The following is a 23,404-nucleotide window of genomic DNA, read 5'->3' on the forward strand; positions in this document are numbered from 1 at the left end:
ATTTTAAAAACAACTTTTCTTTAAAAGGATTCGCAAGTATATTAATAGGATTTTATTTTTTTACTCGCTTATGCTTATAAATATTTATTAGATGGTTTTTTAATTGATAATCATCCTTTAGGTGTTATAAGCCCTCAAATACTAGAAATTCTTTGTATTGTTTTGGCTGTTATATTTATAGTATTTTCTTCTTTAGCTATTTTTTTAAAGCAAAAAGAAAGGCAAAAAAAGAAGACTCTTTATTATGGAATAAGCAAAGTAAAAGTGCTCTTAAAAAATATTCTTTAACAATTATTATAGGGTTTGGTATTTTATTGATTCTAAAAAACTACGGATATATTAACCTTTTAACTCCTATATTTCTATGTTGTTATGCTACTTTATTATTTCTATTAAAGAGTAAGAATAACAATAAATTGTATGTTTTAATTGGTTTGGCTATTCTATTAGCTTTGTATTGCTTTATGATACCAAGTTATTGGTATTCATCATTTACAATTATGGTTATTGCGCATGCAGCTTTTGGCTTGGTAGAAAAAAATTAATTTTCAACTTTAAAACCAGGTTTTACATATCCTTTAGGCACATTTTCTAGGCGGAACGGTTAAAACACTCCCATCTCTAACAGCATTGTAATGCGGTGATAAAATTTCTATGCCTGCATTATGCAATTCATTTTTAATACTTTCGTGCAATAAAGAATAAATTAAAGCTCCTTTTTCTGGATTTTTTGTGTGGCAGTTGATTTCATAATTTATATAAAAATCATCTAAACTTTTTACCAAAACAAATGGTTCGGAGATTCTAAAATCATTTTGGTATTTTTTGCTCCTTTCACCAAAGCTTTAATAACTTCTCCACTCGGCACATCATAACCAATAGTTACAGAAGTATGTAAAATAACACCAACTTCTTCTGCAGCATTTTTACTAAAATTGATTATATGATTTCCTAAAATAGTAGAATTTGGAACTGTAACATCTAAGTTCTTAATAGTTCTAACTCGAGTTACTAATAAACTTCTTTCGGTAACATCACCAACTGTATTTCCTATTTCTACGCGATCACCAACTTTAAAAGGTCTCATGTAAGTAATTACAACACCCGCAACAATATTAGATATTGCTGCTGTAGAACCTAAAGAAAATAATACACCAAAAAATATTGAAACTCCTTTAAAAGCATCTGATTGTGAACCTGGTATGTAAGGAAAACAAATAACCGCTGCAAAAGCTATAATTACAACTCTAATTAAATTAAAAGTTGGTTTTGCCCAATCTGCATGAAAACCATCTAACCTTACCGCTTCTCTTTCTAATTCGCCAGTTACATACTTTAAAAATTTAAGTAGATATTTAGTAATAAAAACAATTACTAGAATAAAAAATAAGCCCGGTATAAATTGTAAAAAACCACTTATTACAAACTGTACTGGTTTCATTACATAATCAAAAACTGTAGATGCCACTTCTTTTGTTTCTGGTATAAAACTAAAAACAAAAGGCAAATAAACCACTAAGAAAAAAATACTAATAGCTATTCTTAATGCTCTTACCGAAAACTTTAAAATATGTTTTTCTCTTCTTGGTGTTATAAATTTAAAGATGTTTAAAAGCTCTTTTTTCTTAAATAACACATTTCTATCTAAAGAATCTAATTTGGTTTGTAACCATCTAAAAAACTTCTTTAAAAGAAAGAAGAAAAGGAAAATTCCTAGAATTGCAAATCCAAAATAAATATACTTTAAAGTCATAATAACCAATTAATTTAATAATATTAATGTATTACTAAGAATATTCTTTTTGAATTTTCCTAACAATATCTTCTAAACCATTTAATTGAAGTTCATATACCAGCGCCATTTGTTTACCCAATTTACCTTGCGGAAATCCTTTGGTTTTATACCAAACTATATAATGTTCTGGTAAATCTATTAAAAATCTACCTTTAAATTTTCCAAATGGCATTCGCATTTTAGATAAATCAATTAGAAATTGTCTGTCGTTTATCATTCTTTACCGTCTATGTAATCTTGTAAATATGAAAATCTTTCAGTCAGTTTTCCGTTTTCTGTCATTTTAGCACGTGCTAACACTCCATTTTCATCATTATTAAAAAATGCAGGAATTACGTTTTCTAAAAACATTTCTCCGAAACCTTCACTTGCATCTTTTGGTAGTTCGCATGGTAAATTATCTACAGCCATCACAACAATAGCATTTTCGTCATGATAATCTACTTCTTTTTCTGTTGTTGGATCGTATCCGTAAATAGGTTCTGCAATAGTAGATGCTTTTATTGTTGAAGCCACCGGACCATCGACATCACAAGAAATATCTGCAACAAACTTTATATTAAAATCTTTAGATTTTGCATCTTCTCTTGTAAACAAATATGGCGCACCGTTTCCGTAAAAGTGACCCGCAATAAAAAAATCTGAAACTTTTGCAAAACGCATAAAATTAGATTCATAATTTTCTGGATGATTGTAAAAATCAAAATTATCTAAAACTTTACCATCTTTTCGTTTATTATAATCTAAAACATCTGCTAAACAATAAACAGTTTCATCAAAAGTTTCATTTAAATATTGGTTTACAGAAACTTCTCTAATTTGCATTGCATCTAGCATTTCTTTTGCACCATAAGCAACTTTACCATTACCAGTTAATAAAATTTTTATTTTTGGTAATGCTATTTTTTTTAATTCTGATATTAATTCTTGTTGGCTATCTAATGTTTCTGCTTTAGGCAAATTAAATGTTTTGTTTTTTAAACCAATTGCTCTAAAACCATTATATGCGCCTACAATACCGGCATATCTACCAAAACCAATTAAACGAGCACCATTTTCTTTAATAATTGTTTCGTGGTCGTATAACTCTATATTTTTATCTAAAATAGCTAATAATAAATCTCTATTATATGGTTGTTTCTTAATTGTATGACTAAAAAAGAAATATTTTTTATTAGGAATTAAAGCATTAATTGGCACTTCTTTTACACCCAATAATACATCGCAAGTAGACATATCTTCTAGTACATCAAAACCAGAATCTTTATAACTCTGATTGCTAAAAACACGAATATCAGAACTTTCTACTACAATTTCTGCATCGGGATATTCATTTTTAAACTGCTTTAATTTAGAAGGTGAAAAAACAACTCTTCTATCTGGTGGATTTTTTCGTTCTTTTATGATACCGAATTTCATATGTTTTAGTTTTGTTCGAAGATATTTTATTTAAATGAACCTACAAAAAGTTAGTTTACTCTTTCGACTTCACTCTCTAATTTTAAGACAGCACTACCGTCTTTTTGCTTGATATACAATGCTTTATTGCCAGCTTCTCCTTTTCTAACAATTTCTGTGTTGTCTATTGTTTTTGATACTTTTTTAGAATACGTTTCTACAACTTTACCTTCTGCTGTACCTTTTCCCCATTTCCAAGTAACGTTTGTTCCTTTTCTTATCATAAGATTTATTAATTTATTTACTATTATTAGAACTAATTTGTGCTACAATTATAAGTTTTTGTATTTTTGCAAACTTGTAATATTAATTACTAAGACAAGTTACAAAGTTTCAGCAGTATTAAAAAATGAAATTTTAAAATTAAATTGGCTTAATATTTGTAATCTTATTACAGTTCTTTGAAATTTTGGGGACGACTGGTTTTGACAGCAAGGTCAGTGAATTTGTAAGCATATCGAGTTATGAAATTACACTCGTAAAACCTAATTTCAACTTTTTAAACGGCGAAGATAACTACGCTTTAGCTGCATAATTCGAATCATAGTAGAATTAGCCTCGGCACACAAGGTGTGCAAGCTTTATGTCCACGAAAAGCCTTGGTTTATGGCGTTTCACTTTTGGGCATCGTAAAAATAAACATAGAAAACCTGTAACTTTGCCAGGTTTTTGAAACTAAAAAAGTTAAGTTTAAAGTGGATTGTTCTTAATCAGCTTTAAATCGAAAATTAAGAAAGAACTAAATATGTAGAAAGCTTTTTGGCTGCTTGTTTGGACCCGAGTTCGATTCTCGGCGTCTCCACAAAATTAAAAAAACCTCTAATTAACTTAATTAGAGGTTTTTTATTTTAACATGTTTAGTAAATAATTATTTTTTCTTATTTCCTTTTTTAATAATTATCGATGTTGTAATAAACGGAATTCTTATATATTTAACTTTACATTCATGACACTTATAAATTTTTGCTTTAAAAAATAAACGTAAATAAGAATTTCTTGTTATTCTTTTTCTAAAACCTGAATTGCATGAAGGACATTTACTCATAATTGTCTTTTAAAAATTAACTATAAAAAACATGCTTATTTAATTAGTAACTTGAAAACCTCTTTCTAATTGCTTTCCTTTTTTAATAATAAATTCAGAAAACAAATAAGGTATTCTTAGAACTTTTGTTTTGCAATGAAAACATTTAAAAACTTTTGACTTTGGTATAATCCTTTGAAAAAAGTTTCTAGTAGATCTTTTACTGTAATTAGAATTACATGAGGGGCATTTTGACATTAAATTGGGTGTTTTAGGGGTTAAATTTTATTTTAATAAAAACACTTTTTCTTATAATATCATGAGCAATTATCTCAAATATAATTATTATTTTAACAATTCAAACATATTTATCTTAAAAATTTATGAATTTTTAGATGTAAATTTTATTCTTTTCGCAACAAATTACAGTTAATCAATATTATAAGTAAAAATGTAAATTGATTATTTAAATTGATTTGTTTTTAATTTATCTTGCAAGAAATTCTAATAATTTTGAAAAGAGTATTTATCTCTGTTACTAATGATTTATCTACAGACCAAAGAGTTGCTAAGGTTTGTAAAACGTTAACGAACAATAATTACGAAGTAATATTAATTGGTCGAAAACTAAAAAACAGTAAAAATATTTCTAGAAATTATACAACCAAAAGATTTAAACTGCTTTTTAATAACGGCTTCCTATTTTTTGCCGAATTTAATCTTCGATTATTTATTTACTTATTATTTCATAAAAAAGATATTTTATTAGCAAATGATTTAGATACATTATTGCCAAACTTTCTTGTAAGTAAACTTCAAAATAAAAAATTGGTTTTTGATAGTCACGAACTCTTTTCTGAAATACCGGAATTAGTTAATAGACCAAAAGTTAAAAGTTTTTGGATGATTTTAGAAGATCTAATTATTCCGAAATTAAAAAATAATTATACCGTTTGTGATAGCATCGCTAAACATTATAAAAATAAATATCAAACTAATTTTAAAACCATCAAAAACTTACCTTTTCAAAAAGAATTAAAAAAAGGGAATTTCAATTTTGACACAAAAAATCAAAAAATTATCTTATATCAAGGCGCAACAAACCTTGGTAGAGGATTAAATTTAATGATTGAGACAGTAAAACTTATAGATAATTGTTGCTTTGTTATTATTGGCGACGGTGATGAGTTTCTGAATTTAAAATTAAAAGTAGCATCAGAAAAATTAGAAAAAAAGTATTTTTATTAGGTCGAAAAACTCCCGAAGAATTAGCTAAATTAACTCCGTTAGCAGATTTAGGTATTAGTATTGAAGAAGATTTAGGGCTTAATTATAGATATGCATTACCTAATAAAATATTCGATTATATTCAAGCAAACGTGCCTGTTTTAACTGCCGATTTGCCGGAAATGAAAGCTGTTATTACAAAGTATAATGTTGGTGAAGTTCTAAAAAGTAGAAAGCCAGCAATTATTGCATCACAAATTAATCAAATGTTTGCAAAAAGTTATTCTGAATCTTTAAAAGTTGCAAAAAGAGAATTAGTTTGGGAAAAACAAGAAACTGATTTATTAAAAATCTTTGAAAACTTACAATAACTACTTCTTATATTGATGCGGATTCTCTCGAACTCCTTTCTTAAAGATTTTTCGCAAACTTCCTCTAAAGCCATTGTCTAATCGCAATAAAATATCTTTAATTTTTTCTGACGATCTTCCTCTAAAAGTAGTCACATGAAAAGTATCTGAAGTTAAAAAAGGATCATTCGAAAAATAATAATTAGAAACACAATTTCTAACATCATCCTTTAAAACTTTACTTACAGAATGCCAAGAATTATTGTGTGTAGACATTACAACTAATCTGTTAAACTTACTAACAATGGTTATTTGTGACTCTTTTAAACCTTTTGGCCATAATTCTAAATTACCGCCATTTTCTAGTTTCCAATTGGGTGAAACATAATAAAGCAAGTTTAAAACGCGCCATTTATTTCTATCCTTGTCATGTGAATTATCTAAATGCGGATTCAAAAAATTGTCTTTCTCCATTAAAGACAAACCTCCTGCATACAGATTCTCATCACCTTCTATATCTTTTAATTCACAAATTTCACCAACTAACTTTACAACTCTTTTATCTTGAAAAGCATAAACAATTTCCTCTAAAAGCACATCATATTTATTCATTTGATATGCTGTAAATTTAAACTCTCTTAAGTTTTTTCTTAACAGCTTCTTTTGTGTCTCGAAAATTCTGATAGATTTCTAAAGCCAAAGTTTCGGTAACAAATTATCTAGATAAAAATAACCTATTTCATCCTTTGATGATAAAAATTGCTTTTTTAAAGCATCTTTATTTTCATTTAAATTCGTTAAAATTAAATTAGCAATTTCGGTTCTATTCATGCTTTAATTTTAGTTGACAGAGGTAACTTACTTTCATGCAATTTAAAAAAAATACTGATGATTTATTCTTTGCCAAATTCTCGAAAACAGGTTGTAAAAAAGCAGCTGCTTTTAATAACTTAAATTTAGAAATTTTATTGATTAGCTTTAATAGTTGCAAACTATCAGCATCAATCAAATTACTTTTTTCTAAGAAAATTAAATTTTTCATTGCCTTTTTTGTCTTTTTAATAAAAAGTGCATTGTCATCAATACCCAAATGATAAACCTCGTTTGCTATTTGTTCTATTTTGTAACCTTCTTTTATCAAATCCATAGAAAAAAGTAAATCTTCTCTACCATAATCAACTAATTTTTCTTCGAATTTAATTTTTGAAAAAACTGCTTTCTGAATTAAAAAATTGGAGGTAAAAAAATATTTTGAAGGGTTTTGTCTTCTTTTATTTAAAGAAATTTCTTCATTTTTTTCCGTATTTGTATCTTAAATACTTTTGATTTTCGGTTGAATCTTGATATTTAATTCCGCCACAAAAAACAATTTTATCAGAATTAAAATACTTTATATAATTTTTAATAAAGTTATTGCTTACCGGTAAAACATCTGCATCTAAAAAAAGCAACCAATTAAATGTGGCTTTTTCAGCTAACAAATTACGTATTGCACTTCTACCAACATTCTTCTTAAAAGCGATAAAAGTTGCGTTAGAAAGTGTGTTTATTTCTTCATTATTTATAGTAATAGAAGAATTAGATCCATCATCAAAACAAATAATTTCGAAAGGTATTTTTTCTAAAACTAATTGTTTCTGAATATTTTTAACTAATAAAAATGCATTGTAATTATATGTTGGTATTAATACAGATAGCATTAAGCACTTGCTTGTTGAGCAACTTCAAACAACTCGCCACCTTCACATTTTAAAGTTTTTTGTTTAAACTTTACTATTAATTGATAATCGTGAGTTGCCATTAAAATTGTTTTACCACTTTTATGTATTTCGTTTAAAAGTTCCATCACTTCCATAGAAGTTTTAGGATCTAAATTTCCAGTTGGCTCGTCTGCTAAAATTAATTCCGGATCATTTAAAAGAGCTCTTGCAATGGCAACTCTTTGTTGTTCTCCGCCAGAAAGTTCGTAAGGTTTTTTAAAATATTTAGATTTTAAACCAACTTTATCTAAAACTTCATGAATCTTTTCTTTCATCTGTTCTTTGTCTTTCCAACCTGTTGCTTTTAGCACAAACTTCAGATTGTCAAAAACATTTCTATCATTTAAAAGTTTAAAATCCTGAAAAACAATTCCTATTTTTCTTCTTAAAAACGGAATTTGTTTCTCTTTTAACGTTTTTAAATCAAAATCTACAATGTTTCCTGTACCTTTTTGCAATTGCAAATCGCCGTACAAAGTTTTCATTAAGCTACTTTTACCACTACCCGTTTTTCCTATTAAATAATAGAAATCGCCTTTATTAATGGTTAAATTAACTTTAGAAAGCACTAAATTATCTCTTTGGTAAATTTCTGCATTTTCTAATTGTAAAACATGATTTTTCATAGGAATAAGTAGTTTCTACAAACTTAAAAGTTTCTATTGATTTTTTAACTATGAATTGACAACAATTCTTATTTTTGATTTTGAATAAAATAATATTTCTTCCCCAATCCAACAAAGTAAAAAATTATTCGTTATACATTTTGAGAATAAATATAACTCTATGAAATATCGTTTTTTAACAAAACTGATTCTTTCTTTTTGCATCTTTTTATGCAGTATTCATTGTTTTTCGCAACAAACAATTGCAGATGCAACAAATTTAACAACGTATAATAATGCATTAAAATTATACAATTCTAAAGCTTACGCTGCTGCTTTTAAAACTTTTAGTAAAGTTGCAGAAGACGCAAGTGTTGGTTCTAACTTAAAATCTGATGCAAGTTACTACGAAGCAATGTCTGCAATAAAATTAAATAGAGCAGACGCAGATAAAAAAGTATTAACTTTTGTAGAAGAAAACCCAAACAGTAATAAAAAAAATATTGCTTTTTACAATGTAGCAAACTACTATTTTGCGAATAAAAAAGCAGCTTATGCTTTAAAATGGTTTCAAAAAGTAGACTTAGATAATCTTTCTAAAGAAAACAGAAAAGAACTTAATTTTAAAATGGGTTATTGCTTTTTAGCTACAAATAATTTACAATTAGCCAAAGCACGATTTTTACCTTTAATTAATGATGCAAAATATGGTAATGATTCGAGATATTACTTCGGATTTATTTCTTACAAATTAGAAGATTACGGTATTGCAGAATCCACCTTAAAAGAAATTGCAGACGACGAATCTTACAGAGCAGAAATTACTTATTATTTATTAGATATTAGTTTTAAAGCAGGTAAATTTAAACGATGTATTAAAGTTGGTTTAGAGTTATACCCAACAATAGAAAGAAAATTAAAATCTGATGTTGCTAAAATTATTGGAGAAAGTTATTTTAATTTAAATAAATATGCAGAATCTATTCCTTATTTAAAAGCCTACAAAGGCACAAAAGGAAAATGGAATAACACCGATTTTTACCAATTAGGATATGCGTATTACAAACAAAACGATTTTGAAAATGCTGTAAACAGCTTCAATAAAATTATCGATCAAAAAAATTCAGTTTCTCAAAATGCATATTATCATTTAGGTGAATGTTACATGAAATTAGAGAATAAAAGTGCTGCTTTAAACGCATTTAAATCGGCTTCTTTAATGAATTTTGACAAAAACATAAAACAAGACGCAGCATTAAATTATGCAAAACTTAGCTACGAAGAAGGAAACCCTTTTGAACCCGTAGCAGAAGTTTTACAAAAATATTTAAAAGAATATCCGAAATCTAAAGCGTATCAAGAAATTAACGAATTAGTAGTTTCTTCTTTCTTAAACCAGCAAGATTACAAAGGTGCTTTGGCATTTTTATCAGAAAAAAATCCGAAGAAAATATTACGCTAACATATGAGGTCTCTTTATATAGAGGAATTCAATTGTTCAACGAAAATAAGTTATCCGAATCGGTTCCATTTTTCATAGAAGCAAAGAAATCTAAAATTAACCAAATTAATCAGAGAGCTAAATATTGGGAAGCAGAAAGCTTATATCTTTTAGAAAACTACAAAGATGCATTGTCTAAATTTATAGCTATTAATAACGCTTCAAAATCAGTAAACATCAATGAATTTTCTAGATTAAATTATAATATTGGTTACAGTTATTTTAAACTAAAACAATATGAAAACGCTGGTAATTATTTTAAAAATTTCCTGAAAAAGGATAGCATTTCAGACAATTTAAAATACGATGCTTTAATTAGGTTAGCAGACAGTTACTTTGCCACTACAAATTACACAAAAGCAATTTCTACATATAAAAATGTTACTGATAATTTTGGTCTTGGTGCAGATTATGCGCAGTATCAAATAGGTATGAGTTATGGTTTTATAGATAAAAATGAAGAAAAAATTACAGCTTTAAAAAACGTAATAAATAACTACCAAGTTTCTAATTTAAAGGACGATGCTTTATACCAATTAGGAAACACATATTCTAAAATAAAGGATCATAAAAATGCTCATATTGCGTATGACCGTTTGATTGAAAAACATCCGAAAAGCACCTTTGTTTCTAGAGCTTTACTGCGACAAGGTTTATTGTATTTTAATGACAACTCTAACATGCAATCTTTAATGAAATATAAAGATGTTGCTGCAAAATTTCCAAATTCACCAGATGCGCTAGAAGCCGTTGCAAACGCAAGAAATGTGTATATTGAAGAAGGAAATTTAGAAGATTATGTAAATTGGGTTGCTACATTAAAATTTATAAATATTACAAATTCAGAATTAGACAATACTACTTTTGCCGTTGCCGAAAAAAAATATTTAGAATCTAAAAAAGGAGAAGATATTATAAATAGTCTTCAGAATTACATTAGAAAATTCCCTAAAGGAACTCATAAAATAAAAGCCAATTATTATTTAGCAGATGTATTATTTCAAGTTAAAGAATTTAAAAAATCGATTCCTTATTTCGAGTTTGTTATTAACGAAGACACATCTGATTTTACAGAAGATTCACTAAATAAATTATCTCAAATTTATTTAAATCAAGAAGATTTTAACACTGCATTACCACTTCTAGATCGATTAGAAGAAGAAGCTTATGTTACAGAAAACATTATTTATGCACAGAGTAATTTAATGAAAGGATATTACGAAACAGAAGCCTATGATTTTGCAACAGAGTATGCTAAAAAATCTTGCAAAAAGATAAACTTGATGCAACTATTAGCAATGATGCAAAAAATAATTGCAAGATCTTCTTTTAAAAGTAACGATTTTATAACTGCAGAAAAATATTATAGAGAGATCGAAGCTACAGCTATTGGCGAGATAAAAGCAGAAGCTCTTTTTTACAATGCTTACTTTAAAAATCAGCAAAAACTATTTAAAGAATCTAATAAAGTAGTACAAAAGTTAATTGCCAAATATGCAAATTACAAATACTGGGCTGTAAAAAGTTATGTAATAATGGGTAAAAATTATTACGGATTAAATGATGTTTACCAAGCAACGTTTGTTTTAGAAAATGTAATTAAAAACTTTAAACAGTTTGATGATATTGTTAAAGATGCAGAATTAGAATTAAATACAATACGAGAAAACGAAGCCAAAACAAATAATTCAGTAACACTATGAAAAGAAGAACTAATGAGAAAAGGCTTTTTATTAATTATAGTTTTATTGGTTGTTTTCTCTGCTAATTCGCAAGAGAAAAAGAAAGATACTGTAGTAGAAACAGAGGTTGTAAATGTTGTTACAAAATACAATCCTAAAATTGCTGATGTAAAAAAAATTAAAAACAACCCTACAATTCAATTACTTAAAAAAAGTGATAAGAAAAAATTGAAATATTCTATATTTTCTGCACCTGTTGCCTCTACTTTTATTCCTAAAACGGGTGTTGTAAAAGGTATTAATGTTGGTGTTAAAGAAAGAGTTTATAACAATTATTTTGCAGCCGGAATCGGGAATTACATAAGTCCGTATGCAGAGTTATTTATATATCACAACACAAGATTTAATGATGAATATGGTGTGCATGCTACATTTAATTCATCAGAAGAAAACATTAAAGACACTAAATTAAATAGTACATTTTTAAATTTTAAATCTTCGGCATATTTTAAAAAAGAAGAAAGGTATTTCGATTGGAAAGTTGGTTTAGACGTCGAAAGAAACCATTATAATTGGTATGGTTTACCTACAGATATTCTTTATAGCGAAGCAGTTATTAATGGTATAGAAGAAGATCAAAATTACACATATTTTAAAACTACTGGCCAATTTAAATTTCATGATTCTTATATCGATTATGGTAATATTACAGCTTCATATTTTACTGATAAATATAACAGTTCGGAAATTTATGCAAGCTTTAATACAAAATTAGATTTTCCGTTAGACTTTATAAATTACAATTTAAATACGATTTCTTTTGATGCGGGCGTAGAAGTTTTAAACGGAAATTTTACTGAAAACTATGACAATTCTGACGGAATAAATTACAATATAATTACAGCAAAATTAATCCCGAGTATAAACATGAGTTTGGGAATTTACTTCTAAAAGCTAGTTTAAGAACATTTGTTTCTGTTGATACAGAAAATGATATTACAAACTTTTTTATGTTTCCAGATTTGTTTTTACAAACCCCAATATATAAACAATATGTAAATATTTATACAGGTTTAACAGGTAATTTAGAAACCAATACTTATAAAAAGTTCACAGAAGTAAACCCTTATGTTTCTCCAAGTTTATTTATTACTCAAACAGCAGAATCTTCGAATATTTTTTTAGGTTTAAAAGGAAATTTAACTAAAAGTATTAGCTACAATATTAAAGCTAGTGTTGTTAAAGAAGAAGATAAACCTCTTTTTTTAAGAAACAATACAAAATCTAACGGAAATAGTACCTCGTTTAACGGCGAAGAATTGAAAGGTTATGAATATGGTAATTCTTTCACCATTTTTTATGATGATGTTAAATCGAATACTATTTTTGCCGAATTTGAATATCTTTTTAACAAAAACCTTACTTTCTCTACTCAAGTAGAAGCAAAAAACTACACAACATTAAATGCTTTAGAAAGTTGGAATTTACCAAGCTTAGAAGGTGCTTTTTTGGCAAAATATAAAAAAACGAAATGGTATGCGACCGCAAATATATTTTATGTTGATGAAAGAATGGATGCTTTATACAACGCAGAATTTCCTTCTAGTCTAAGTGGTATTCAAACTTTAAATTCTTTTGTTGATGTAAATTTAGATGGTGGTTATCATTTTAACGATAAATTCTCTGCTTTTCTTAAATTAAATAATGCACTAAATACTAATTATCAAAGATTTGCAAATTTTAATACACAAGGGTTTCAAGCCTTAGCCGGTTTTACCTATAAGTTTGATTTTTAAAACATTACATTCAATAATATAAATAAACAGTATCAAATTATAAAAAAATAATTTTCTCAATTCATTTTTGTAGCTTTAACAATTCTAAAATTATTCTACAAACATGAAAAAAATATTATTTCTACTTACATTATCTTTATTAATTATTTCTTGTAATAATAAGCAAGAAAAACAAATTAATAACGGACTCTCATCAGAAGAAAAAATAGATTCTACTAAAATAAAAACACTTTTTAATAGCGCATTAACCCAAGGTAAATCTTATGAATGGTTAAGAGATTTAACGCAAAATATTGGTGGTAGATTATCTGGTTCTAAAGAAGCTGCACAAGCAGTAATTTGGGGAGAAAAACTAATGAAAGAAGTAGGTTTAGATTCGGTTTGGTTGCAACCAGTAATGGTACCACATTGGGTTAGAGGAGAAAAAGAAATTGCCACTTATACAACTAACGGAGTTCAAAAAAATGTTGCTATTTGTGCATTAGGTTTTTCTGTTGCGACTCCTAAAACTGGCGTTTTAGCAGAAGTTTTAGAAGTAAAATCTTTAGAGGATGCAGAAAAATTAGGCGATAAAATGAAAGGTAAAATTGTATTTTTTAACAGACCTTTTGATAATACTCTAATAAACACATTTGGCGCTTATGGCGGTTGCGTAGATCAAAGAGTACAAGGTGCTGCAGTATGTGGTAAATTTGGTGCAAAAGGTGTTATAGTTCGTTCTATGACAAATTCTGTAGATGATTATCCGCATACAGGAACAATGACTTATAATGATTTGCCAAAAGAAAAACATATTCCGGCTGCTGCAATTAGTAGCAAAGCTGCTAATATTCTAAGTAAAGATTTACAAACAAATCCAAATTTAAAATTCTACTTTAAGCAAAGTTGTAAAACCTTACCGAGACGCTCCTTCTTTTAATGTAGTCGGAGAAATTAAAGGAACAGAAACACCAGAAAATATTTTTGTTGTTGGCGGTCATTTAGATTCTTGGGATTTAGGTGAAGGTGCTCATGATGATGGAACCGGAATTGTACAATCTCTAGAGGTTGCTTATTTATTTAAGAAAAACAATATCAAACCAAAAAACACAATACGAATTGTGTTTTATATGAATGAAGAAAATGGAACACGTGGTGCAAAAAAATATGCAGAATTAGCTAAATTGAACAAAGAAAAGCATATTGGTGGTTTAGAGTCTGATGCAGGCGGTCATACACCTAGAGGTTTTTCTATACAAGCAAACAACTCGAATACAGCATTGCTACAAAGTTGGAAAAAATTACTATCTCCTTACGGATTACATGATTTAGACAAAGGTGGTTCTGGTGCAGATATTGCCCCGCTTCAAGCAGAAAACGTTACTTTGGTTGGTTACAGACCGAGATAGCCAGCGTTACTTTGATTATCATCATACAAGCAGAGACACGTTTGATAAAGTAAATAAAAGAGAACTAGAATTAGGTAGCGCATCTATGGCTAGTATTGTTTACCTGATGGATAAGTACTTGTACAACAACCAAATTGTGAAACCATAATAATGGAAACGACTGTACTTATTTTAAGAATTTTCTTCGGAATTTTATTTTGCTTTGCAGGAATAATGCACATTATAAAACCCAAAATTTTCAAACATTTTATACCTGAATTTCTACCAAAATTATTAATAAATTATGTTTTTGGTGCCTTAGAGTTTTTTCTTGGCTTAGGTTTATTTTTTACTAGTAGTGTAAAAAATGCATCTGTAGGAATTTTTATATTATTGGTAATCTTTTTACCAATTCATATTTGGGATGCTACCAAAATTAGACCTGCTATAGGATCAAAAAAATTGCATATGTTAGAATTCCGCTACAATTTCTATTAATGTATTGCATCTATTTAATCTATATAAATTATTAAAAAATGAATAAAAACTTAATCTTAATTTTAACCCTAATTTCAATTTTCTCTTGTAAAAAAGAGCAAGTAGATTTAATTGTTTTAAATTCTAACACTTATACTGTAAATAACGATTTTAATAAAGCAGAAGCGTTTGCTATTAAAGACGGTTTGTTTGTTGCCGTTGGTAATAACAACGAAATTAAAGGTAAATATGAATCTAAAAACATAGTTGATGCGCAGAGCCAAACAATTGTTCCTGGTTTAATTGATGCACATTGTCATTTTTTTAGAATGGGTTTACAACAACAAAAAGTTTCTTTAGAAGGCACAAAAAGTTATGACGAAGTTTTAGAGAAAATTGTTGCTTTTCAGAAAGAAAAAACACAAGTTTTATTACTGGTCGTGGTTGGGATCAAAACGATTGGGATATAAAAGAGTTTCCTACAAAAGAAAAATTAGATGCTTTATTTCCGAAACACCTGTTGCAGTTGGCAGAGTTGATGGTCATGCATTGTTAGTAAACCAAGCGGCCATAGATTTAGCAGGTATTACAAAAGAGACAAAAGTTTCGGTGGAGAAATTATAATAAAAGATGGTAAAATGACAGGGGTTTTAATTGACGCAGCTATGGATTTTATTAAATTCCCATCAACATCATTAGAAGAAGCAACACAAGGTTTATTAGATGCTCAAAAAATATCTTTTTCATATGGTTTAACTACTGTTGACGACGCTGGTTTAGACAGAAGCACTATCGAGTTAATAGACAGTCTTCAAAAAGAAAATACGCTTAAAATGCGTGTTTATGCAATGGTATCTCGGCGACAAGCAAGAGCAAATAGATTATTATATAAATAAAGGAATTATTAAAACAGAAAAATTAAACGTTCGTTCGTTTAAAGTGTATGGTGACGGTGCTTTAGGCTCTAGAGGAGCAGCTATGAGAACATCTTATTCTGATAGAGAAAATCATTTTGGAGCTTTAATTTATTCACCTGAAAGATATCAAGAAATAGCAATACAAATTGCTGCTTCAGATTATCAAATGAACACACATGCAATTGGTGATTCTGCCAATACTTGGATGCTTAAAACCTATAAAGAAGTTTTAAAAGATGCTAAAAATAGACGTTGGAGAATTGAACATGCGCAAATAATTTCTGAAGATGATTTCTCTTATTTTGAAAATATAATTCCGTCTGTGCAACCAACACATGCAACTTCTGATATGTATTGGGCAGAAGATAGAATCGGAGAAAAAAGAATGAAAGGAGCTTACGCTTTTAAAGATTTACTAAATAAATACGGTAAAATTACTTTAGGTACAGATTTTCCGGTAGAACAAGTAAATCCGTTTTTAACTTTTTATGCTGCTACTATAAGAAAAGATTTAGAAAATTATCCTGAAGAAGGTTTTCAAATGGTAAATGCATTAACAAGAGAAGAAACTCTAAAAGGTATGACTATTTGGGCTGCATACTCTAATTTCGAAGAAGAAGAAAAAGGTTCTATTGAAGTAGGTAAATTTGCTGATTTTGTGATTTTAAATCAAGATATTATGCAAATTGAAGGAGAAAAAATTCCTAAAACAAAAGTTTTAGCAACCTATTTAAATGGTGAAAAAGTATATTCTGAATAAATAAAACTAGAGAAATAAAAAAAGGGTTGATGAAGTAATACATTTCATCAACCCTTTTTTTATATACTATTTAAGATCTTGCAATAGAACCTCTACAGCTTTTTTTAATTGATCATCTTCATTTCTTGCTTTCCAACCAGGTTTGTTTTCTACTAAAACATCCGGCACCGCAGGACCGTGTTCCATATTTAAACCAGATTCTTTTACATACCAAGCTCTATACGGCATTCTTATAGCACCATCTTGCAAACGATAACTACCGGTAGATATTACAGCTCCAAATGTTGGTTGCCCTACTAATTTACCTAATTTTAAACTCTTAAATGCGTGTGCAAAAATCTCTGCATTAGAATAGCTACTTTGATTAGACAAAGCAACTAATGGTTTCGTATTTACAGATAAAACTGCTCTCTCATTAAAAGGATAATTTTCTTTGTATTTTAAATTGTTCTTCTGTAGATTATCTGTAGCATCTCGTGGCACGGTATATGCGTGTTGCTGATACGTTAACACTGCTAACAAACGATCTGTGGTCCAACCACCACCATTATTTCTCACATCAATAACAATCCCTTTTTTACCATAACCACTAGCTTTTAATTCTCGTTCAAAACGTTCAAAACTTGGTAAATTCATTCCTTGTATATGAATATATCCTAATTGCCCATTAGAATATTTTTCTACTAACTTTTTACGAGAATTTATCCATTCTTCATAACGCAAACCACTTATGGTTCTTGTAGATTCTGTTCTTACAACAACTTCTTTTTTATCAGCTAAAGTTAAAAAAATTTCGTTACCGAGATGTATTTCTTAAAAAACTATAAAAGTTAGTGTTTTTATTAATTTTCTTTCCATTTACAGCAGTAATTACATCGCCAGTATTCAAAGAAACATTCGTTTTTGTAGCGGCTGAATTTGGTAAAATATAATCGATTTTAACACCATTATTAACATTAGAAACTGCCAAACCTAAAAGGCCAACTCTATCGCTAGAAACTTCTTCCGGCGAACTACCTCTATAACCCATGTGGCTTGCATTTAACTGCCCTAACATATTATTGTACATAAAAGTATAATCTTGTTTTGTGGCTGCAGATAAAACCCAAGGTGTGTATCTTTTGACTATTTTATCCCAATTATAACCATGATATTGAGGATCATAAAATCCAGCGGTTATTGCTCTTACACCTTCATAAAAAACTTGTTCATTTAATTTATAATTATCAACTGTATAAGTTGCAATATGTGAAAAAGAAGAAACTTTATCTGTCTTTAAGTTTAAAGATTTTAACTTTCCTCTAGATGAATAGTATAATGTTTCTTTGTTTAAACTATTACCGCCAACATAAGTAACTCCTTTAATTTCTTTAGGTAATCCTCCTAATAAATCAACTTTATAATAACCATTTTTTCTAGTTGCTGGGTTTGTAGCAGAAATATAAATACTTTTACTGTCTGCACTAAACAGTGCTCCGTATTCATTACCTGCCCAACTAGTTAACTGAACCAATCTGTCGTAAATTTTATCTTCGTCTATTTTTACAACAACTTCTTTTTTGTCTTTCTTTTTTCTGTTTTTTGTTGATAATAGTCTCCTTCTTTATAATCAGAATTTGTTTTTTCCCAATCTGATTTTTGCAACCAAACCATCCAAGTATCATAATTGATACCGCCTCTATCTCCTGCTCTATTAGAAACAAATGAAAGTTTTTTACCGTCAGGACTCCAAACAGGATTAGAATCTGACCTTGGATGCATAGAAACATTCATCTTTTTCGAAGGATTTTCGACAGATTGAATATAAATTTCGCTATCAAAATTTAAATCTGATTGAGAATAAGCGATGAATTTACTATCTCGGACTCCACGCAACACTATTTGCTGCTGCCCAAGTATCAGAATAACTTTTTGGCTTACTTAATTTGCCATTATTTACATCTGCAATAACCAATTGACCTCTACCAATTCTATATGCCAACTTCTTTCTATTAGGAGATAAAATTGGTTCAAAAACATCAATTTTACTATTTGTAAGTTGTGTTACTTTGGTCTTTAGACTTCGGTGTAAATTCACATTTTCATCCGTAGAAACAACTTTATATAATTCATTTTGACCACTTCTATCTGATAAAAATCCTAAAGTATTATTATCTATCCAAAAAGGATTGTCATCTTTATAAGGATGATTGCTTACATTATTCGTTTTAGTTTTATCCTTATTATTTTCTTTCACAAAGATTTCTCCGTTAATACTCAAAGCGATTAACTTTCCGTTTGGAGAAACACTTAAATCTCTAATTCCGTCTGTAACTGTTTTAGTTTCTTCTATATTAAATCGATTATCAGTAGCTAAATTTAAATTGATTTTTGTTGTTTTTCCATTCAACATTTTAAAAACTTCAATTCCGCTATTATAAATAATTGTACCATTGTTGCTAACAGAAAAAGATAAAACCCCATCAACTTTTAAATTTGTTAGTTGATTTTCAACTCCTAATTTACTTCCATTTTCATTTAAAGTCGTTTTGTAAATATTGTATCTACCACTTTGCGCACTTATGTAATATAAGTTGTTATTTGCGTCCCAAAGTGGTGTATGATCGTTCTTTTTACTAGTTGTAATTTGATGATATTCTTTCGTTTTAATATTATAAATCCAAACATCTCTTTGCGCAGGACCATTATAATCTTCTCTAGAAATCCTACATGTTCCTTTTACAAAAGCTACCAATTTTCCGTTTGGTGAAACAGAAGCCTGACTACCTAAAGCAGTCATAAAACGAGTTGGTGTTTCTCCTTTTTCGTTAATTTTATAGATAGATGATTCTCTTTCTGTACCTTTAAAAATCCTATTACTAGAAAAAATAATCTCACCATTTTCTCGCCATTGGCTTGGTGTGTCTGTCGTTGGATAAAAAGTTAATTGATTTGGTACACCTCCATTTAAATCCGTTTTAAAGATGTTTCGACTTCCTTTTCTATTCGACATAAAAACAATTTCATTGCTTTTAGAATTCCAAATAGGATTACTTTCGTAAGCCTGATTTATCGTTAATCTGTTTTTTTGATTTGTATTTAAGTCTAACACCCAAATATCACCATGATAACCAAATGCCATTTTAGATGCATCAGGACTAATTGTTGGGGTTCTTATTAACGTGTTTTGTGCGTTTAAAAGAGTTAAATTACATAGAAATGCAATAATTAGAATCGTTTTTTTAGTCATATTATTTGAATTTAAAACACCTAAGTTAGCCTTTATTAGTAACGATTCTGAAAATTTGAAAATTGTTTAAGACTTTTTTAAGTTTTATTTAACGAATCACACACAATTTAAAATATTAATACAGAAATATATACACTTTTTTAAGTTCTAAATGATTGGATAAGTAGTACCAAATTATACTTGCTTTAGATTTTAAAGTATCTAAATAATTCAACTTATATTTGTTTAAAATTATATCATAAAAATGAAAAAATACTTAGTTCTTTTTGTAACAATATGTTCACTTTTTTCTTGTGTAAGTGACGAAGTTAATTTTAAACCGCAAACAGAAGAAGACATTATTAAATATATTGAAGCTAATGATTTAAATGCAAATAGAAGCAATACTGGTTTGTATTATGTTATTTCTAAAGAAGGCTCGGTGCTAGACCAACTAATAGTTCTAATGTTACCGTGGCTTACAAAGGATATTTTTTAGATGGTGAAACTTTTGATGAAAGTAGTTCTGAAGGTATCTCTTTTGGTTTGAATCAAGTAATTCTAGGATGGACAGAAGGAATTACGTATTTTAAAGAAGGCGGAGAAGGAAAATTACTAGTACCCTATAATTTAGGTTACGGTTTAAATGGTAGACCAGGAATACCTGGTGGTGCTGTTTTAATTTTTGATATTAAATTGATAAGTGTAAATTAAAAAAAGCGAAACTTAAAAGTTTCGCTTTTTTTATGATATAATTGGTAATATAAAATCCTTAATTCCAGAGACACCATTAGCACCTAAGTTCTTAATAAATGCAGAACCTATAATAGCACCGTTTGCATAATTACAAGCCGTGTTAAATGTTTGTTTATCAGAAATTCCAAAACCTACAATTAGCTTACTTTTCAAATTCATATTTTTTATTCTTTCGAAATAAGCTATTTGATTATTAGAAATCTCTCCTTTTGCACCCGTAATTGAAGCAGAAGCAACTACATAAATAAAAGACTTTGTGTAATTATCTATTTTATGAATTCTTTCTTCTGATGTGTGAGGGGTTATTAAAAATACGTTTGTAATTCCGTATTTATCAAATAAATCTTTGTAATGGTTTTCAAATTCTACCATAGGTAAATCTGGTAAAATAACCGTATTAATACCACAATCTATAACTTTCTGACAAAATTTATCTTCACCATATTTTAGCATCTGATTCAAATATCCCATTAAAACCAATGGAGTTTTGTTTGAATCTTTAATAGACATTAATTGATCAAAAACAATGTCTAAATTTACACCATTTGCTAAAGCTTTCGGCTACTGTCTTGAATCGTTGGCCCGTCTGCAAGCGGATCTGAATAAGGCAAACCTACCTCAATAAAATCTACACCACTTTTTTCTAATTCTGAAATTACCTGCGTTGTATCATCTAATTTCGGATAACCACATGTAAAATAAATAGATAATAAATTTTCTTTTTCTTCTAAAATACTTTCTAAATTTTTCATGCTAAAATTGGTTCTTTTTTACTTTCTAATTTTTGCTTCACTGCCGTCCATAAATTAATTCTTACCTGTAAGGCTCTTTTTGCAACATCTAAAACATCTTGCCATTTTGTGTTATCGTCTCCACATAATTCTTCTATCATTTGCAAAGACAACGGTCCGTGTTCATCACCATCTAACTCTATATGCCTTTCTAAGTAATATGTAAAATTATCAAAAGTAATATTTTCTTTTGAAGAAGTTTCTTCTACTATTTTTAAGAACATATCTGGTATAATATCTTCTCTTCCATAAGTAAAAGCTGCAGCAATTTTATGTGTTTCTTTAGAGTTGATAATATCAAAAGTAAAATTTACAAACTCTTTTACAGCATCTGATACGTAAACTAGTTCTAAGGATTTTTTTACAGTTGATCCTTCTTGAATACTTTGTAAGAATGTTTTTATAAGAGATGTATCTGCTCTCAATTCTTTCATAGCATCAACATACATTTCAAAATGACTTTTGAAAACGCCATCCTTATTTACATCGCTCTCTTCTGCTAATGTAATTTCATTTATAAAACGAACAAGATTGGTGTTCTTTTTTGGTAACCACGGTAAAGAAACAGAAGTTAAATTAATTTGTAAAGCTTTTAAAAGCGACATAAAATCCCAAACAGCAAAAACATGGCTTTCCATAAAAAACTTAATATCTTCTATAGAACTAAGTGTTTTATATAAATCGTGCTCTCTTAATTTTATTCTTAAGGGCATTAATTCTGTTTCTATAAACTTTAAATTAGAATTCATTATTCTTTTAAATGCTTTATATAGGTTTCTAAATCTTTATCTCCTCTTCCGGATAAATTAATTACTACAACTTGATTTTCTTTAAACTCAATTTTTGGTAAAACTGCCAAAGCATGTGCCGTTTCTAAAGCAGGAATAATTCCTTCAATTTTTGTCAATTCATATGCTGCTTCTAACGCTTCTGCATCTGTAGCATTCATAAATTTAGCTCTTTTACTTTCATATAAAAAAGCATGTAATGGCCCAACTCCCGGATAATCTAAACCTGCCGAAATCGAATATGGCTCTACAATTTGCCCATAATCATCTTGCATTAAAATAGTTTTACTTCCGTGAATAATACCTACTTCACCAAGTTGAGAAGTAGCAGCACTTTCACCGTAATTAACACCTAAACCAGCAGCTTCTACAGCAATTAATTCTACTTCGTGTTCATCCATATAATGGTAAAATGCTCCGGCAGCATTAGAACCTCCACCAACACAAGCAATAATTGTATCAGGATTTTCTTTACCTGTTTTTTCTTTTAATTGCCATTTCATTTCTTCAGAAATTACAGCTTGTAAACGTGCAACCATATCTGGATGTGGATGCGGACCAACCACAGATCCTATTAAATAAAATGTTTCCGGATTCTGAATCCAATATCTTATTGCTTCATTGGTTGCATCTTTTAGCGTTTTACTTCCGCTAGTTGCTGCCACAACTTTGGCACCTAACATTTTCATTCTAGCAACATTTGGCGCTTGCCTTTCGATATCTTTTTCGCCCATAAAAACTGTACAATCTAAGCCCATTAAAGCACAGACAGTTGCTGTTGCAACACCATGTTGTCCGGCACCAGTTTCTGCAATAATCTTAGTTTTACCTAATTTTTGTGCAATTAAAATTTGACCAATTGTATTGTTTACTTTATGAGCACCCGTGTGGTTTAAATCTTCTCTTTTTAAATAAATATGAGCTGCATATTTTTCTGATAAACGTTTAGCATAATACAAAGGCGTAGGTCTACCAACATAATCTTTAAGTAAAGATTTATATTCGTCTTGAAACTCTTTAGATTCGATAATTTGAATATAATTATCTTCTAATTCCTTTACATTAGGATACAACAATTCTGGTATAAATGCACCTCCAAACTGTCCGAAATATCCGTTTTTATCTCGGTTGAAATTTTGATT

General features: G+C 28.7%; 26 protein-coding genes, 1 other RNA gene and 3 pseudogenes. 13 read left to right on the forward strand and 17 right to left on the reverse strand.

The genetic code is table 11. From position 1 onward, the window contains the following. Window positions 1-152: 152 nt before the first annotated feature. On the forward strand, window positions 153-545 hold the full coding sequence (locus ACZ1HD_RS12235) for a hypothetical protein (protein ID WP_472687574.1): 393 nt from the start codon (window positions 153-155) through the stop codon (window positions 543-545). A 33-nt stretch (window positions 546-578) separates the two neighbouring features. On the opposite strand, the gene ACZ1HD_RS12240 is transcribed toward ACZ1HD_RS12235, so the two are convergent. Genes ACZ1HD_RS12240 through ACZ1HD_RS12260 form a run of 5 tightly spaced genes read right to left on the reverse strand, consistent with a single transcriptional unit; the run spans window position 579 to window position 3,477 of the window. Then, on the reverse strand, window positions 579-785 hold the full coding sequence (locus ACZ1HD_RS12240) for a hypothetical protein (RefSeq protein ID WP_472687575.1): 207 nt from the start codon (window positions 783-785) through the stop codon (window positions 579-581). After that, entirely contained in the window at window positions 779-1,753 is a 975-nt protein-coding gene (locus tag ACZ1HD_RS12245; protein WP_472687576.1) for a mechanosensitive ion channel family protein, read from the reverse strand. The genes ACZ1HD_RS12240 and ACZ1HD_RS12245 overlap by 7 nt, the downstream gene beginning before the upstream one ends. 34 nt (window positions 1,754-1,787) lie before the next feature. Then, window positions 1,788-2,012: a DUF3820 family protein gene (locus ACZ1HD_RS12250; RefSeq protein WP_472687577.1), complete on the reverse strand. Its 225-nt coding sequence runs from the start codon at window positions 2,010-2,012 to the stop codon at window positions 1,788-1,790. Next, on the reverse strand, window positions 2,009-3,214 hold the full coding sequence (locus ACZ1HD_RS12255) for an NAD(P)-dependent oxidoreductase (protein ID WP_472687578.1): 1,206 nt from the start codon (window positions 3,212-3,214) through the stop codon (window positions 2,009-2,011). Before ACZ1HD_RS12255 ends, ACZ1HD_RS12250 begins: the two co-directional genes overlap by 4 nt. Before the next feature lie 50 nt (window positions 3,215-3,264). Beyond that, window positions 3,265-3,477, reverse strand: a complete 213-nt coding sequence (locus ACZ1HD_RS12260) for a hypervirulence associated TUDOR domain-containing protein (RefSeq protein WP_077809870.1) — start codon at window positions 3,475-3,477, stop codon at window positions 3,265-3,267. A 187-nt stretch (window positions 3,478-3,664) separates the two neighbouring features. On the opposite strand from ACZ1HD_RS12260, the gene ssrA reads away from it, so the two are divergent. The 3 genes from ssrA to ACZ1HD_RS12275 all read left to right on the forward strand — a co-directional run bounded on the left by ssrA (window position 3,665) and on the right by ACZ1HD_RS12275 (window position 5,875). Beyond that, window positions 3,665-4,058: a transfer-messenger RNA gene (gene ssrA / locus ACZ1HD_RS12265) on the forward strand. A gap of 732 nt (window positions 4,059-4,790) precedes the next feature. Then, window positions 4,791-5,525, forward strand: a complete 735-nt coding sequence (locus tag ACZ1HD_RS12270) for a glycosyltransferase family protein (RefSeq protein ID WP_472687579.1) — start codon at window positions 4,791-4,793, stop codon at window positions 5,523-5,525. 131 nt (window positions 5,526-5,656) lie between these two features. Next, the gene (locus ACZ1HD_RS12275; protein WP_472687580.1) at window positions 5,657-5,875 is read left to right on the forward strand and encodes a hypothetical protein; all 219 of its coding nucleotides are present in this window, start codon (window positions 5,657-5,659) and stop codon (window positions 5,873-5,875) included. Here ACZ1HD_RS12275 and ACZ1HD_RS12280 read toward each other — a convergent pair whose 3' ends face one another. From ACZ1HD_RS12280 to ACZ1HD_RS12300, 5 genes are all read right to left on the reverse strand, one after another. Continuing rightward, window positions 5,876-6,466: a 2OG-Fe(II) oxygenase gene (locus tag ACZ1HD_RS12280; protein ID WP_472687581.1), complete on the reverse strand. Its 591-nt coding sequence runs from the start codon at window positions 6,464-6,466 to the stop codon at window positions 5,876-5,878. Between the two features lie 78 nt (window positions 6,467-6,544). Next, complete coding sequence (locus ACZ1HD_RS12285; RefSeq protein ID WP_472687582.1) at window positions 6,545-6,685, reverse strand: hypothetical protein; 141 nt, start codon at window positions 6,683-6,685, stop codon at window positions 6,545-6,547. Then, window positions 6,678-7,001, reverse strand: a complete 324-nt coding sequence (locus ACZ1HD_RS12290; RefSeq protein WP_472687583.1) for a hypothetical protein — start codon at window positions 6,999-7,001, stop codon at window positions 6,678-6,680. The genes ACZ1HD_RS12285 and ACZ1HD_RS12290 overlap by 8 nt, the downstream gene beginning before the upstream one ends. 142 nt (window positions 7,002-7,143) lie before the next feature. Next, window positions 7,144-7,554 carry a glycosyltransferase family 2 protein gene (locus ACZ1HD_RS12295; protein ID WP_472687584.1) on the reverse strand — a complete coding sequence of 137 codons (411 nt, stop codon included), beginning with the start codon at window positions 7,552-7,554 and terminating at the stop codon, window positions 7,144-7,146. Beyond that, window positions 7,554-8,240, reverse strand: a complete 687-nt coding sequence (locus ACZ1HD_RS12300) for a cell division ATP-binding protein FtsE (RefSeq protein ID WP_472687585.1) — start codon at window positions 8,238-8,240, stop codon at window positions 7,554-7,556. The genes ACZ1HD_RS12295 and ACZ1HD_RS12300 overlap by 1 nt, the downstream gene beginning before the upstream one ends. A 160-nt stretch (window positions 8,241-8,400) precedes the next feature. Here ACZ1HD_RS12300 and ACZ1HD_RS12305 point away from each other — a divergent pair, with 160 nt between their 5' ends. The 7 genes and pseudogenes from ACZ1HD_RS12305 to ACZ1HD_RS12335 all read left to right on the forward strand — a co-directional run bounded on the left by ACZ1HD_RS12305 (window position 8,401) and on the right by ACZ1HD_RS12335 (window position 16,719). Continuing rightward, entirely contained in the window at window positions 8,401-9,681 is a 1,281-nt protein-coding gene (locus tag ACZ1HD_RS12305) for a tetratricopeptide repeat protein (RefSeq protein WP_472687586.1), read from the forward strand. A gap of 32 nt (window positions 9,682-9,713) precedes the next feature. Continuing rightward, the gene (locus ACZ1HD_RS12310) at window positions 9,714-11,423 is read left to right on the forward strand and encodes a tetratricopeptide repeat protein (protein WP_472687587.1); all 1,710 of its coding nucleotides are present in this window, start codon (window positions 9,714-9,716) and stop codon (window positions 11,421-11,423) included. A gap of 12 nt (window positions 11,424-11,435) precedes the next feature. Then, window positions 11,436-12,353: a hypothetical protein gene (locus ACZ1HD_RS12315; protein ID WP_472687588.1), complete on the forward strand. Its 918-nt coding sequence runs from the start codon at window positions 11,436-11,438 to the stop codon at window positions 12,351-12,353. Between the two features lie 59 nt (window positions 12,354-12,412). Next, window positions 12,413-13,198 (forward strand): hypothetical protein, encoded by a 786-nt coding sequence (locus tag ACZ1HD_RS12320; protein ID WP_472687589.1) that lies wholly within the window; start codon window positions 12,413-12,415, stop codon window positions 13,196-13,198. A 103-nt stretch (window positions 13,199-13,301) separates the two neighbouring features. After that, window positions 13,302-14,734: pseudogene (locus tag ACZ1HD_RS12325) on the forward strand (M20/M25/M40 family metallo-hydrolase). Between the two features lie 2 nt (window positions 14,735-14,736). After that, window positions 14,737-15,063: a DoxX family protein gene (locus ACZ1HD_RS12330; RefSeq protein WP_472687590.1), complete on the forward strand. Its 327-nt coding sequence runs from the start codon at window positions 14,737-14,739 to the stop codon at window positions 15,061-15,063. 38 nt (window positions 15,064-15,101) lie between these two features. Next, a pseudogene (locus tag ACZ1HD_RS12335) lies at window positions 15,102-16,719 on the forward strand (amidohydrolase). 66 nt (window positions 16,720-16,785) lie between these two features. On the opposite strand, the gene ACZ1HD_RS12340 reads toward ACZ1HD_RS12335, so the two are convergent. The 4 genes from ACZ1HD_RS12340 to ACZ1HD_RS12355 all read right to left on the reverse strand — a co-directional run bounded on the left by ACZ1HD_RS12340 (window position 16,786) and on the right by ACZ1HD_RS12355 (window position 19,948). Further along, window positions 16,786-17,442: a S41 family peptidase gene (locus ACZ1HD_RS12340; protein WP_472687591.1), complete on the reverse strand. Its 657-nt coding sequence runs from the start codon at window positions 17,440-17,442 to the stop codon at window positions 16,786-16,788. Window positions 17,443-17,515: 73 nt separating this feature from the next. Beyond that, the gene (locus tag ACZ1HD_RS12345) at window positions 17,516-18,232 is read right to left on the reverse strand and encodes a PDZ domain-containing protein (RefSeq protein ID WP_472687592.1); all 717 of its coding nucleotides are present in this window, start codon (window positions 18,230-18,232) and stop codon (window positions 17,516-17,518) included. Window positions 18,233-18,261: 29 nt separating this feature from the next. Continuing rightward, window positions 18,262-18,594 (reverse strand): hypothetical protein, encoded by a 333-nt coding sequence (locus tag ACZ1HD_RS12350; RefSeq protein ID WP_472687593.1) that lies wholly within the window; start codon window positions 18,592-18,594, stop codon window positions 18,262-18,264. After that, window positions 18,575-19,948 carry a hypothetical protein gene (locus ACZ1HD_RS12355; RefSeq protein ID WP_472687594.1) on the reverse strand — a complete coding sequence of 458 codons (1,374 nt, stop codon included), beginning with the start codon at window positions 19,946-19,948 and terminating at the stop codon, window positions 18,575-18,577. Before ACZ1HD_RS12355 ends, ACZ1HD_RS12350 begins: the two co-directional genes overlap by 20 nt. 244 nt (window positions 19,949-20,192) lie before the next feature. Here ACZ1HD_RS12355 and ACZ1HD_RS12360 point away from each other — a divergent pair, with 244 nt between their 5' ends. Further along, window positions 20,193-20,426 carry a hypothetical protein gene (locus ACZ1HD_RS12360; protein ID WP_472687595.1) on the forward strand — a complete coding sequence of 78 codons (234 nt, stop codon included), beginning with the start codon at window positions 20,193-20,195 and terminating at the stop codon, window positions 20,424-20,426. Next, window positions 20,402-20,641, forward strand: a complete 240-nt coding sequence (locus ACZ1HD_RS12365) for an FKBP-type peptidyl-prolyl cis-trans isomerase (RefSeq protein WP_472687596.1) — start codon at window positions 20,402-20,404, stop codon at window positions 20,639-20,641. The genes ACZ1HD_RS12360 and ACZ1HD_RS12365 overlap by 25 nt, the downstream gene beginning before the upstream one ends. A gap of 30 nt (window positions 20,642-20,671) precedes the next feature. On the opposite strand, the pseudogene trpA reads toward ACZ1HD_RS12365, so the two are convergent. The 3 genes and pseudogenes from trpA to trpB form a co-directional block, all read right to left on the reverse strand. Next, window positions 20,672-21,435 (reverse strand): annotated as a pseudogene (gene trpA, locus ACZ1HD_RS12370) (tryptophan synthase subunit alpha). Next, on the reverse strand, window positions 21,432-22,223 hold the full coding sequence (locus ACZ1HD_RS12375) for a DUF3050 domain-containing protein (protein ID WP_472687597.1): 792 nt from the start codon (window positions 22,221-22,223) through the stop codon (window positions 21,432-21,434). The pseudogene trpA and the gene ACZ1HD_RS12375 overlap by 4 nt, the downstream one beginning before the upstream one ends. Continuing rightward, window positions 22,223-23,347, reverse strand: a complete 1,125-nt coding sequence (gene trpB, locus ACZ1HD_RS12380) for a tryptophan synthase subunit beta (protein ID WP_472689353.1) — start codon at window positions 23,345-23,347, stop codon at window positions 22,223-22,225. The genes ACZ1HD_RS12375 and trpB overlap by 1 nt, the downstream gene beginning before the upstream one ends. Between the last annotated feature and the right edge of the window lie 57 nt (window positions 23,348-23,404).

The organism is Polaribacter sp. HA6-7 (assembly GCF_055693625.1).

Coding starts and splice junctions, on each gene's coding strand:
- ACZ1HD_RS12285 (WP_472687582.1), bottom strand. CDS start 6,685: ATGAATAGAACCGAAATTGCTAATTTAATTTTAACGAATTTAAATGAA.
- ACZ1HD_RS12315 (WP_472687588.1), top strand. CDS start 11,436: ATGAGAAAAGGCTTTTTATTAATTATAGTTTTATTGGTTGTTTTCTCT.
- ACZ1HD_RS12295 (WP_472687584.1), bottom strand. CDS start 7,554: ATGCTATCTGTATTAATACCAACATATAATTACAATGCATTTTTATTA.
- ACZ1HD_RS12300 (WP_472687585.1), bottom strand. CDS start 8,240: ATGAAAAATCATGTTTTACAATTAGAAAATGCAGAAATTTACCAAAGA.
- ACZ1HD_RS12260 (WP_077809870.1), bottom strand. CDS start 3,477: ATGATAAGAAAAGGAACAAACGTTACTTGGAAATGGGGAAAAGGTACA.
- ACZ1HD_RS12355 (WP_472687594.1), bottom strand. CDS start 19,948: ATGACTAAAAAAACGATTCTAATTATTGCATTTCTATGTAATTTAACT.
- ACZ1HD_RS12330 (WP_472687590.1), top strand. CDS start 14,737: ATGGAAACGACTGTACTTATTTTAAGAATTTTCTTCGGAATTTTATTT.
- ACZ1HD_RS12360 (WP_472687595.1), top strand. CDS start 20,193: ATGAAAAAATACTTAGTTCTTTTTGTAACAATATGTTCACTTTTTTCT.
- ACZ1HD_RS12375 (WP_472687597.1), bottom strand. CDS start 22,223: ATGAATTCTAATTTAAAGTTTATAGAAACAGAATTAATGCCCTTAAGA.
- ACZ1HD_RS12305 (WP_472687586.1), top strand. CDS start 8,401: ATGAAATATCGTTTTTTAACAAAACTGATTCTTTCTTTTTGCATCTTT.
- ACZ1HD_RS12255 (WP_472687578.1), bottom strand. CDS start 3,214: ATGAAATTCGGTATCATAAAAGAACGAAAAAATCCACCAGATAGAAGA.
- ACZ1HD_RS12320 (WP_472687589.1), top strand. CDS start 12,413: ATGTTTCCAGATTTGTTTTTACAAACCCCAATATATAAACAATATGTA.
- ACZ1HD_RS12290 (WP_472687583.1), bottom strand. CDS start 7,001: ATGGATTTGATAAAAGAAGGTTACAAAATAGAACAAATAGCAAACGAG.
- ACZ1HD_RS12280 (WP_472687581.1), bottom strand. CDS start 6,466: ATGAATAAATATGATGTGCTTTTAGAGGAAATTGTTTATGCTTTTCAA.
- ACZ1HD_RS12245 (WP_472687576.1), bottom strand. CDS start 1,753: ATGACTTTAAAGTATATTTATTTTGGATTTGCAATTCTAGGAATTTTC.
- ACZ1HD_RS12250 (WP_472687577.1), bottom strand. CDS start 2,012: ATGATAAACGACAGACAATTTCTAATTGATTTATCTAAAATGCGAATG.